The sequence below is a fragment of the uncultured Nostoc sp. genome (assembly GCF_964247315.1).
In the GTDB taxonomy this organism is placed as follows: Bacteria; Cyanobacteriota; Cyanobacteriia; order Cyanobacteriales; family Nostocaceae; genus Nostoc.
This window is the reverse complement of the sequence record NZ_CAXTTT010000075.1, coordinates 1-11,073: the sequence shown is the minus strand read 5'-3', so window position 1 is coordinate 11,073 and position 11,073 is coordinate 1. Positions and strand designations below refer to the sequence as shown.

General features: G+C 41.9%; 10 protein-coding genes and 2 pseudogenes. 9 read left to right on the top strand and 3 right to left on the bottom strand.

Annotated features, from left to right (window positions below; translation table 11 throughout):
* Positions 1 to 247 precede the first annotated feature (247 nt).
* From ACFE93_RS21405 to ACFE93_RS21365, 9 genes and pseudogenes are all read left to right on the top strand, one after another.
* On the top strand, positions 248 to 3,652 hold the full coding sequence (locus tag ACFE93_RS21405) for an N-6 DNA methylase (protein ID WP_375476008.1): 3,405 nt from the start codon (positions 248 to 250) through the stop codon (positions 3,650 to 3,652).
* A 189-nt stretch (positions 3,653 to 3,841) separates the two neighbouring features.
* Positions 3,842 to 4,081: a hypothetical protein gene (locus ACFE93_RS21400; protein WP_375476006.1), complete on the top strand. Its 240-nt coding sequence runs from the start codon at positions 3,842 to 3,844 to the stop codon at positions 4,079 to 4,081.
* Complete coding sequence (locus ACFE93_RS21395) at positions 4,074 to 4,448, top strand: type II toxin-antitoxin system RelE/ParE family toxin (protein ID WP_375476004.1); 375 nt, start codon at positions 4,074 to 4,076, stop codon at positions 4,446 to 4,448. Before ACFE93_RS21400 ends, ACFE93_RS21395 begins: the two co-directional genes overlap by 8 nt.
* A gap of 154 nt (positions 4,449 to 4,602) precedes the next feature.
* Positions 4,603 to 4,743, top strand: a complete 141-nt coding sequence (locus tag ACFE93_RS21390; protein WP_375476002.1) for a hypothetical protein — start codon at positions 4,603 to 4,605, stop codon at positions 4,741 to 4,743.
* A 91-nt stretch (positions 4,744 to 4,834) separates the two neighbouring features.
* Positions 4,835 to 4,984, top strand: a pseudogene (locus tag ACFE93_RS21385) (3-phosphoshikimate 1-carboxyvinyltransferase); the annotation flags it as partial.
* A 152-nt stretch (positions 4,985 to 5,136) separates the two neighbouring features.
* A pseudogene (locus ACFE93_RS21380) lies at positions 5,137 to 5,211 on the top strand (DUF3598 domain-containing protein); the annotation flags it as partial.
* 128 nt (positions 5,212 to 5,339) lie between these two features.
* Positions 5,340 to 6,728, top strand: a complete 1,389-nt coding sequence (hisS, locus tag ACFE93_RS21375; protein ID WP_375476000.1) for a histidine--tRNA ligase — start codon at positions 5,340 to 5,342, stop codon at positions 6,726 to 6,728.
* A gap of 203 nt (positions 6,729 to 6,931) precedes the next feature.
* Complete coding sequence (locus ACFE93_RS21370) at positions 6,932 to 7,570, top strand: Uma2 family endonuclease (protein ID WP_375475998.1); 639 nt, start codon at positions 6,932 to 6,934, stop codon at positions 7,568 to 7,570.
* Positions 7,571 to 7,722: 152 nt separating this feature from the next.
* Complete coding sequence (locus ACFE93_RS21365; protein ID WP_375475996.1) at positions 7,723 to 8,298, top strand: TMEM175 family protein; 576 nt, start codon at positions 7,723 to 7,725, stop codon at positions 8,296 to 8,298.
* Between the two features lie 12 nt (positions 8,299 to 8,310).
* Here ACFE93_RS21365 and ACFE93_RS21360 read toward each other — a convergent pair whose 3' ends face one another.
* The 3 genes from ACFE93_RS21360 to ACFE93_RS21350 form a co-directional block, all read right to left on the bottom strand.
* On the bottom strand, positions 8,311 to 9,504 hold the full coding sequence (locus ACFE93_RS21360) for an MFS transporter (RefSeq protein WP_375475994.1): 1,194 nt from the start codon (positions 9,502 to 9,504) through the stop codon (positions 8,311 to 8,313).
* 372 nt (positions 9,505 to 9,876) lie between these two features.
* Complete coding sequence (locus ACFE93_RS21355) at positions 9,877 to 10,617, bottom strand: SDR family oxidoreductase (RefSeq protein ID WP_375475992.1); 741 nt, start codon at positions 10,615 to 10,617, stop codon at positions 9,877 to 9,879.
* Positions 10,618 to 10,793: 176 nt separating this feature from the next.
* Positions 10,794 to 11,073: hypothetical protein (locus ACFE93_RS21350; RefSeq protein WP_375475990.1), on the bottom strand; the 280-nt coding region annotated here is incomplete at its 5' end.

Below are 11,073 nucleotides of genomic sequence, written 5' to 3'. Positions count from 1 at the left end.
AGAACACGAGTCCATTCGTTCAGAACACGAGTCCATTCGTTCAGAACACAAGTCCATTCGTTCAGAACACAAGTCCATTCGTTCAGAACACGAGTCCATTCGTTCAGAACACAAGTCCTTTCGTTCAGAACACAAGTCTATTCTCAACAATTTGTTGTCTAGTATTAAGAAAACCTATAGGTCGGTTTCTACAATAGCGTTACACTCTATAACGGACTAAGCCTTTATGTAGATTCTGTAGCGCCTGATGAACCTAGCCGATATCCTCAAAGACTCAAACTACAAACTGTCTCAGTTTACTGCGGCGGAAATTGAGCAGTTAGAGCAGAGCATTAGTTTGAAAGCAACCAAAAGTGGCGAAGTGCCTTATATCGTTTGTTTGGTGCGTCAGAAGGCAATTAAGCTGACGCCAGAGGAAGCAATTCGGCAGCTATATTTACAGGTTTTAAATGAACGCCTACACTATCCTTTCAGTCGCATTCAAGTCGAGTATGGGGTGAATTTTGGGCGGGAGGTGAAACGGGCAGACATTGTGGTGATGGACAAAGATCGTCCAAACACAGTCTACATGATTGTAGAGCTAAAGAAGCCAAAGTTAAAGGATGGGAAAGATCAGCTTCGCTCTTACTGCAATGCCACGGGTGCGCCGATCGCAATTTGGACAAATGGCGATCAAATCTCTTACTACCAGCGCAAAGATCCCAATTATTTTGAAGATATCCCCAGTTTGCCCAACGTTAATCAAACCCTAGCAGATATTCTTCAGATCAAGTTCACCCTAGAAGACTTGATCGCCAATGACAAGTTAGTGAAGGAGAATAAATCCCTCAAGACCCTGATCGAAGAAATGGAAGACGAGGTGCTGGCGAATGCTGGGGTAGATGTATTTGAGGAACTGTTTAAGCTGATTTTTACAAAGCTCTATGATGAGTGGTATTCTGGGCAGGGGAACCGCCGTAAAACCCGTTCTCTAGAGTTTCGCAATACGGGGCAGACAGAAGCGGCACTCAAAACCAAGATTCAGGATTTGTTTGATGGGGCAAAGAAAAAGTGGGAAGGGGTGTTTAGTGAAGATGCCAAGATTAGCCTCACGCCTTCGCACTTGTCGGTCTGCGTGTCGTCGTTGGAGAATGTGAAGCTGTTTAACTCCAATCTGGATATAATCGATGAAGCTTTTGAGTATTTGATCAACCAGAGCAGTAAGGGTGAGAAAGGACAGTTTTTTACGCCCCGCTATGTGATTGATATGTGCGTAAAAATGCTCAATCCACAAGAAGATGAGTACATGATCGATACGGCGGCGGGATCATCTGGGTTTCCGGTGCATACGATTTTTCATGTGTGGCGGCAGATTTTGGCGGATGAGGGATTGCAGGCGAGTCATTTGTTTTCGCTAGAAGACAAACCGCCCCGTTGCAAGGAATATGTGGAAGAGAAGGTGTTTGCCATCGACTTTGATGAAAAGGCGGTGCGGGTGGCGCGGACGCTGAACCTGATTGCGGGGGATGGGCAGACAAATGTATTGCACCTGAACACGCTGGACTATGAACTGTGGAATGAAGTAACCGAACAAGAGGAATGGGATAACATTTATAATGCTGGATTCAAACGGCTGAAACGGTTGCGACCGAAAGGGAATAAAGATTTTCGAGAGTTTCAGTTTGATGTGTTGATGGCAAATCCGCCCTTTGCCGGAGATATCAAAGAACCACGCATGATTGCCCGCTATGATTTGGCAAAGAAGCCGGATGGTAAGTGGCAAACCAAGGTGGGGCGCGATATTTTGTTTATTGAGCGCAATCTGGACTTTTTGAAACCGGGGGGTAGAATGGCGATCGTGCTGCCCCAAGGACGGTTTAACAATTCATCAGATAAGAATATTCGAGATTTCATTGCCGAACGCTGTCGGATTTTGGCCGTGGTGGGGCTGCATGGCAATACGTTTAGGCCGCACACGGGTACGAAGACTTCGGTGCTGTTTGTGCAGAAGTGGAATGACGACCCGAAGGCGGGCGCACTCTGCCCTCGACAGGATAACTACAACATCTTTTTTGCGACGATGCGGAAATCGGGGAAAGATAATTCTGGGGATAAAATCTGGCGCAAAATTTCATCGTCTACTTCACCGCCTGATGATGAACTGAGCGAATTGATCCCGCCCTCGCCGATGCAGCGAGTGGTGGGGGTGGAGGGCGATTTTTTGCAAGATGTTCACGGTCATTTAGTGGTGGATCATGATTTGTATAACCACGAAGGACTGACGGAAGACGGCATTGCGGAAGCGTTTATTGAGTTTGCCAAAAAGGAGAAGCTCAGTTTTTTTGAATCTAGCCCATCTGTTGCGCCGTTTGATACTGTGAGGTATCAGCAGTTAATGGATGGGCTGGAAGCGGTTGAATTATTGTTTAGCGAAACTAGATATAACAATGCAAGTCTTAGAGTCGATGCAGAGTTCTTTCAAAAGGGATATCTGAGCGTTGCTAAAGCATTAAGCAAATCCAAAACTCAGCCTTTATCTCAAGTAGCCAGGAAAATCGATGTCGGTCATGTTGGCTCAATGGTTTCTGAATATGATGAGTCTGGCATCCTCTTATTACAAACACGGAACATAGATGAATTCTTTGTTAATACTGAAGAATGTCAAAGAATCACTCAGAAATTTCATCAACAACTTAAAAAATCTCAAATTAAAAAAGATGATGTTCTTATCGCTAGAAGCGGATCTTTTGGCAAAGCTAGTATTTATCTAGATTCGGAAGTTGTTAATTCTGCTGACATCATTATTGTAGAAAGCAACAAAAACCAAGTAAATCCCTTTTATCTTGCAGGATTTATAAATTCAAATCTTGGCAAAAGTCAGTTGTTTAGATTTGCCAGTGGTGGATTACAAGGACATATCAACTTAACTATTCTTGAGAATCTTCTTATTCCCACTCTAAAGACTGACTTTCAAGATTTTCTTGAATTATTGATTAAGTATTCATACAGAATTCGCAAGGATTCAAAAGAATCCTATCAAGAAGCTGAGGATTTGCTGTTGTCGGAGCTTGGCTTGAAGGACTGGCAACCCATTGAAGAAACTGTTGCCGTCAAGAGTTTTGCTGAGTCGTTCCTGTCCTGCGATCGCCTTGATGCTGAGTATTACCAGCCAAAATTTGACCAACTCATTGAACGACTTGAAGAAAAGGTTAAACTAACGCTCCTCGGTGATTTACTCACCCTTAATCAACGAGGAAAACAACCTCAATACATTGAAGACGAAGACGAGTATAAATTAGGTTTACCTGTTGTTAATTCCAAGCACGTTCGAGAAGGCAAAGTCATCCTGACAGACAATCGCTATGCTTATCTACAAGAAAGTGATAATCCGCTTACAATTCAAACTGATGATGTTCTAATCAACGGTACAGGTATCGGCACAATTGGACGCTGTGCGTCTTATCTGTACGAACAAGAAGCTTTGCCAGATAACCACGTCACTATTCTTAGAACTGATTTACTTGACCCGGTTTATCTGTCGATTTACCTCAATAGTATTATTGGAAAACTCTTCGTTGAAAAGCATTTCAAAGGTTCATCAGGGCAAATTGAGCTATACCCCAACGAAATTGCTCAATTTCAAGTTTGGGATGCGCCAGATTCCGTTCAGTAGAAAATCAGAACCAAAGTTGAAGCCTCTCACCAAAAGCGGGAGCAATCCAAGCAACTGCTAGAAATTGCTAAAACAGGAGTAGAACGAGCGATTGAAACCGATGAAGCGACAGCAACAGCTTGGATCAATCAGCAACTTGAAGCCTTGGGCATTAACCTAACCACTACTACTTAACATCTTGGAGTGGCAATGAAAGCAGTTAAAGTTATGGCAACGATTAATGAGCAAGGACAACTAACCTTAGATCATCCTCTCATAACAGATAAAAACAGCCGCGTAGAAGTTATTATTCTAATTCCAGAAGAGGAAGTTCTAGATGAGCAATCTCAAGCAGAAGTCTTAGCAGATTTTCGGCAAGCTTGGCACGAAGCCATGACTGGGCAAACTATCCCGGTGGCTCAACTTTGGGAAGGCCTTGAAAATGACTGAACAGCCTTTCATTCAAGTTGAAGCTTCGCCAACGTTCAACCGAAATCTACGCGCTCTTGCCAAAAAGTATCGCAGTATTCGGAATGATATACAACCTGTCATCGAACAACTTGAGCAGGGAGAGTTGCCAGGAGATCAAATACCTGGGGTTGGTTATGCGGTCTTCAAGTTAAGAATCCGAAACAGCGACACTCAAAAAGGTAAAAGCGGTGGCTATCGTCTGATTTACTATGTCAAGACAGCAACGGGAATTATTTTGCTGACTATTTATGCAAAATCTGAACAAGTCGATATTGCCGCAGATGGCATACAGAGCATCATTACAGAATATGAGCAACGGGCGATCAAAGATAAAGACGATATCTAAACAAAGCATACTAGCGGCCGCTTAACTTAGCTCGACGAGAAACGCGATCGCTTCCAAGAAAAACAGAATTTTGGATTGCAGAATTTTCAGTCAGGATTTCGGCACTAATTAGTGTGAGTTCGACGGATAGGAAAGGCCAAAAAGGTTGCTAGATATGAATTTGCTCAACTGGGTAGACCATAAGGCGATCGCTACGCGCAAGCTCTCTCAATTTTTGACGGCCACAGCGATGTTATGGCAGCGCGTGGTATTGGTTTTGCCAGTTTATCTTCTAAAGAATTTACGCCAGCGATGATTAAAGCCGTCTTTGATAACCTTCCCCACTCCCCACTCATAATATGCGAACATAATTAAGTTGTAGCTGACTACCTGCACAGAGATTTAAAATGAATACCATTGTAATCCCTGTTCTGAATCGCCCAGTAGATGCCACGGTAGAGATTCCTGTTTTTAAAAGTATTACCAATCGGGCATTACTCGTCGCGACCTTAGCGCAAGGTGACTCAATTTTAGAAAATGCCTTATTTAGTGAAGACTGGTATTTGCTGTCACTGGCTTAAAGGTTACAGGCATTGTAATAAAAGACCCTGGTTGTACAGCGAAAACTTTTCCTGATTACTTTACTCGATTTTTCCAGATGTTAGAACAATAAAAGGTGAATTGCAATGTCAAATATTCGAGAAGGAATGCCCGTACTTGGCATTGGTTTAAGAACAATCAAATCTTTCAACGCACCTTAATTCAAGAAGAACGGCTAAGATAGTAATTTCTCCTTTCAGAGATAACCACTCATTATTCTCCAGTCCGCGCAGGCGGACTTTGTTTGTGTAGCCACACACAACTTCAGTCGTTAGGCTTTCATCTCAAATTTCAACTTAGTAAGGTACACGCATGACCAAAGGTGACAAAATTAACTTTTCTACCCCTAGCGGGTTTCCAGAGTTTCTTCCTAGCGAAAAGCGTCTAGAATTATATTTGTTAGATATCATCCGTAGAGTTTTTGAAAGCTATGGATTTACGCCGATCGAAACACCTGCTGTAGAACGTTTAGAAGTGCTGCAAGCTAAAGGAAATCAAGGTGACAATATCATTTATGGAATCGATCCCATCTTGCCACCAAATCGACAAGCCGAGAGAGATAAATCGGGCGAGACTGGTTCGGAAGCAAGAGCTTTAAAGTTCGATCAAACAGTTCCTTTAGCGGCGTATATTGCCCGTCACCTGAATGAATTAACCTTTCCCTTTGCTCGTTATCAAACTGATGTAGTTTTCCGGGGAGAACGGGCGAAAGATGGGCGTTTTCGTCAGTTTCGTCAGTGCGATATTGATGTAGTTGCTCGTCGTGAACTCAGCTTGCTCTATGATGCTCAGATGCCTGCCATTATCACTGAGATATTTGAAGCAATTAATATTGGTGATTTTTTGATTCGCATCAATAACCGAAAAGTTCTTACTGGTTTCTTTAAATCATTGGGTATTGCCGAAAATCAAATAAAATCGTGTATTGGTATTGTTGATACTCTAGAAAAGATTGGTGAAAGTAAAGTAAAACAAGATTTAGAGAAAGAAGGAATTTCAGCCGAACAGGCACAAAAAATTATTGAATTTATCAAAATAGACGGTTCGGTTGATGAAGTCTTAGATAAGCTCAAGCACCTTGCTCAAAATCTGCCAGAAACCGAACAATTGAGCTTAGGAGTTACCGAATTAGAAACGGTAATTGCAGGGGTGCGTAATCTCGGAGTTGCCAAAAACCGTTTCTGTATTGATTTATCCATTGCCCGTGGTCTTGATTACTATACCGGCACAGTTTACGAAACAATCCTATTAGGACATGAAACTTTAGGTAGTATTTGTTCTGGCGGTAGATATGAAGAATTAGTCGGGGTATTTTTGGGTGAGAAAATGCCTGGTGTTGGCATTTCTATCGGCTTAACTCGTTTAATTAGTCGCTTGTTAAAAGCTGGGATTCTTAGTACCTTAGCTGCTACACCAGCCCAAGTGATGGTAGTGAATATGCAAGAAGATTTAATGCCCACTTATTTAAAAGTTTCTCAACATCTGCGTCAGGCGGGAATTAATGTAATAACTAACTTCGATAAGCGTCCTTTGGGTAAACAATTTCAATTAGCAGACAAACAAGGAATTCAATTCTGCGTAATTATTGGTTCTGAAGAAGCAGCAGCGCAAAAATCCTCGCTCAAAGATTTGAAAACAGGCGAGCAAGTAGAAGTGCTACTAGAAAATTTGGCTGAGGAAGTTAAAAAAAGGTTTACTTAATAGTTGACTTATAAAGTAGCAACTGTCTATTGCAATCTGCCTCATACACTCTACTTATTTGGAAGTCCTTTATGAGTTTGTCGGATGTCCCTAATCTCTGGGTTCCTCTAGCACTTTTAGGTTTAATTGTTATAGCTGCTGTATTTTTCAGCCGCAGCAGTTAATATTTAAAGTATTACAGTTAAGGTGGAGGTATCAGTTCTATGTTTGCTGTTGTCACACCCGATACAATCCATTTACCCCCAGGCGCAGTAGTACGCCTACTTGGAAGTTGGCAAGATTATCAAGCACTGAATGAACAACTAGGCGATCGCTCTTCGCCTCGTATCAAGTATCGAGATAGAGAAATTCTCTTGATGGCACCGCTACCAGAACATGAGCGTAAAGTAAGTGTAATTGCAGATGTAGTAAAAGTTTTGCTCGATCATCTGGGACAAGAATATGAGGCATTTACCCCAATTACAATGGAACTTCCACAGGAAAGTGGTATAGAACCAGACTACTGTTTTTATATTGAAAACTGGGAGGCAATTGCAGGTAAAGATCGGATCAATTGGGGTGTCGCTCCATCACCGGATTTGGTAGTGGAGATAGACATAACTAGCTACACCGATGTGAATGACTACCTGCTTTATCGAGTACCAGAAGTTTGGTTGTTCAAGAAGAACCAGCTGGTGATTTACAAATTGCAAGGCGATCGCTACACTGTTGAAACCAGGAGCCGTTATTTCCCCAACATCAATGTGTCAGAGGTAGTCATAGAGTCTCTAAAAATTGCCTATGAGCGCAATACTAGCGCTGCTATTCGGGAATTACGGCGGAAATTGGCGAGTAAGAATTAAATATTTTGATTTTGCGATGCCCTCTCTACGAGACGCTACGCGAACGGCGGGCTACGCCAACGCAGACAATCTTCATCAATGGCAACTACTTGGTACGATAAAGTACAGAGTGTCACAACTTACTTTCAAGTAAATAGAAAAGGAATGCGTACATGGGAAAAGGGAGATTAGAAGCATTCAGCGATGGGGTGATTGCCATCATTATCACCATTATGGTACTGGAAATCAAAGTGCCGCATGGATTCGATTTAGCTGCGCTACGTCCGCTGATCCCGGTATTTCTGAGCTATGTGCTGAGTTTTATTTATATCGGCATCTACTGGAACAATCACCATCACCTACTACAAGCAGTCCGACACGTTAATGGCCGTATCCTTTGGGCTAATCTGCATCTGCTGTTTTGGTTATCGCTAATCCCCTTTGTCACTGGCTGGATGGGCGAGAATCACTTTGCCGCCATGCCAGTTGTCCTTTATGGTACGGTGTTGTTGTTGGCTGCGATCGCTTACTTCATCCTTACCCGCACCCTAATTTCTCACCACGGCAGAGATTCGACTCTAGCGATCGCAGTCACTGGAAACTTTAAGGAAAAGATATCGATGGTTTTCTATGCTGTGGCAATTCCACTTGCCTTTGTGAACTCATGGTTTGCCTGTGCATTATACGCTTTAGTCGCAGTCATCTGGCTGATTCCTGACCGTCGGATTGAGAAGACTCTCACTTCCTAAACGAATTACCAATCACCTACAAGTGGAATACCTAAACACAAAAAATATCAAAACGGCAAAACCAGTTGCGGCATAAAACACACTACTAATTCCGCCAAAACCAAAGACATAACCCATCAATAAGGGTCCTAATGTTTGTCCTAATCCATAGAATGTCCCATTTACCGATATAATCGTCGCCAAATATTCTCTTGGTGCTAAATCTGCTAAAAGTGTTTGGATGCTAGGAAAACCAATACCAAGTCCAATCCCAAAAATTGTACTCGGAATTAATAGTAACCAGATATTTGACACAAAGGGAACTATTAACATCGCTAAAGCATAAAAAACATAAGATGCACTAATTAAACTTGTGGCAGGAAATCTTCTCGCTAATCTACCTAACTGGGAAGCTGTGATGGTAATTGCTAAAGAAACACTAGAAAGTAGCAATCCAATAATCGTGGGCGGCGCTTTAAAGGTATCGTTAATTAGCTGTGGTAAATATGTGACATAAGCGCCATAAAGGAAAACAAAGTTAGCAGCACTGGCAACAAAAAGTCCAAATAGCTGACGATTTTTCAGAACTTTTACGGCATTGCTCAAATACTCTTTGAGGTTGAGATCGCCTTTTGGTTCGGGATTCTTAAGTGCAAACAATACCAACAACCCCAGAGGTATTGCTATTATGGGCAACATAAAGGGATAATACCAGCCCATTGTTGCTAATGCGCCACCGATTATTGGATAACTTCCTGTGCCGATGCTGCTAATACCGGCATTGTAACCCATTGCTGTAGTCCGTCTGTCTCCGGTGTATAAATCGCCGATTAAAGTGATACTTAGAGAAAGCAAAGAAGCTGCACCGATCCCTTGCAGCAAACGCAACCACAGTAATAAATTAAAATCGCGGGCAAAGGCGCAAGCAGTACCAGCTATGCCAAATATAAACAGTGAAGGAACAATAATTTTCTTTCTACCCAATCTATCGGCAAGAATACCAATAATCGGCCCTAAAATCAGAGATGGTAATGTAAATACTGTAATCAATAAACCCAAATTTTTCGGGTTAATATTTAAATCTTTAGCTAACTTAGGAAAAGCCGGAGTCACACTAGAAACTCCAATAACAGCAATTAGTACAACTGCACAAATAATCTGAAAATTTAGCTCTAGATAAACTGGTTTCTGTCGTTCAAATTGACTGTTATTTTCTGGAAAATGCATGATAAGACCTGTGTATAAATAATTATGAAGGCGAAGCACTTCTTAAGACGCTTCGCGTTTATGCACTACAAAACTGTTTAATTGATTGTCATCTTAAGCTGCTACTTTTTCCTTAAAGGGTGTAAGGGCCAAGCTGAACTGGTGTGAAAAAATTGATAATGGAATTCATGGCTGAAATTTCTATGGTAGATTAACGGCATTGCAGATTTAAAAGATAATTTTGTCGTGCAGCATTGCTTTCAGCAAAAAGCTCGAATGAATGGAAGGAAATAACAGTCTAATTTTTACCTACCCTAACAAGGGCTAGCAATACCCACTTACTGGCTGAGATTTTGAAACGAAATCATGTTCATGAGGACAGCTTTGATCGCCTCACGCGATTCCACCGTTGACACGAATGTTTTGCCCAGTGATCCACCTAGCTTCATCGCTAGCGAGAAACGCTACTACATCGGCGATTTCTTGCACTTCTCCCAGTTTGCCAAAAGCAGCCATTTGGGCTAAATGATCTATCTGTTCTTGTGTTTTGCCTTCTCGAAACAGTTCTGTATCGGTGGGGCCAGGAGAAATAACATTAACTGCAATCGCTTTTGCACCCAATTCTTTAGCTAGTACTCGCGTAATTTGTTCAACAGCACCCTTAGTTCCTACATAGGCACTATAAGTTGGCAGCATCATCACCGTAGTTGATGAAGAAAAGTTGATAATCCGTCCCCCTTCTGCCATGTGTTGCGCGGCTTGTTGGCAAGCAAAATAAGTACCTTTGACGTTAATGGCAAAAATTGCGTCGAAATCTTCTTCACTCACCTGAGTAATTGGTTTATAGAAAGCGATTCCGGCATTGTTGACCAAAATATCGATTTTACCGAAGCGTTCAAGTGTTTGCTCAAATAACCTTTGGATGTCGGGCACTTTGCTAATATCAGCTTGGATAGCAACTGCCTCTACTCCCAACTTTTCAATTTCTGCAATAACTTCTTGTGCTTTGCCTGCATTACCTGCATAGTTAACGACAATAGATGCGCCGTTACCAGCTAATTTTAGTGCGATCGCTCGTCCAATTCCCCGCGATGCACCAGTAATAATTGCAACTTTTCCGGCTATTGATACCATAGATTAATCGAGTTTTATTTTGGTTCACCAAAGTGATTATCTGCTCTTACAGTACTGTTTCAAGGTTAAATTTAGCGATCGCTGCTAAAACTATCGACTTGATTCCAGCCAAAATCCCGCCAGCGAATTTAAGTAACTCTCAGGCGGGAGAAATGAAAATACTTTGCAAAAGTAAATTATTTTAAGAAGGGATTTTCTGAACCAATCGGGGATTCAGTCTCAATCGGACATGTTGGCTCAGATAAGAGTGTTCCATTAAATGTATAAGTAGTGCCGTTGGAATTGATAGCATTACCACTTATGCTCCGATCTGGAACAAAGTCTCCTTTTACTTCACCTTTAAGTGCGACACTTACTACTGAAGTTGGATTTGTGACTGCTTGCCAATTTTTCTGATCCTTACCTATAGCGGTTCCTGATTGAGTGCAATACAGTATGGGATAATGGAGTATATTA

What these genes read in the sequence shown, in the direction of transcription:
- ACFE93_RS21405 (WP_375476008.1), top strand. Translation starts at nt 248, where the DNA reads ATGAACCTAGCCGATATCCTCAAAGACTCAAACTACAAACTGTCTCAG.
- ACFE93_RS21400 (WP_375476006.1), top strand. Translation starts at nt 3,842, where the DNA reads ATGAAAGCAGTTAAAGTTATGGCAACGATTAATGAGCAAGGACAACTA.
- ACFE93_RS21395 (WP_375476004.1), top strand. Translation starts at nt 4,074, where the DNA reads ATGACTGAACAGCCTTTCATTCAAGTTGAAGCTTCGCCAACGTTCAAC.
- ACFE93_RS21390 (WP_375476002.1), top strand. Translation starts at nt 4,603, where the DNA reads ATGAATTTGCTCAACTGGGTAGACCATAAGGCGATCGCTACGCGCAAG.
- hisS (WP_375476000.1), top strand. Translation starts at nt 5,340, where the DNA reads ATGACCAAAGGTGACAAAATTAACTTTTCTACCCCTAGCGGGTTTCCA.
- ACFE93_RS21370 (WP_375475998.1), top strand. Translation starts at nt 6,932, where the DNA reads ATGTTTGCTGTTGTCACACCCGATACAATCCATTTACCCCCAGGCGCA.
- ACFE93_RS21365 (WP_375475996.1), top strand. Translation starts at nt 7,723, where the DNA reads ATGGGAAAAGGGAGATTAGAAGCATTCAGCGATGGGGTGATTGCCATC.
- ACFE93_RS21360 (WP_375475994.1), bottom strand. Translation starts at nt 9,504, where the DNA reads ATGCATTTTCCAGAAAATAACAGTCAATTTGAACGACAGAAACCAGTT.
- ACFE93_RS21355 (WP_375475992.1), bottom strand. Translation starts at nt 10,617, where the DNA reads ATGGTATCAATAGCCGGAAAAGTTGCAATTATTACTGGTGCATCGCGG.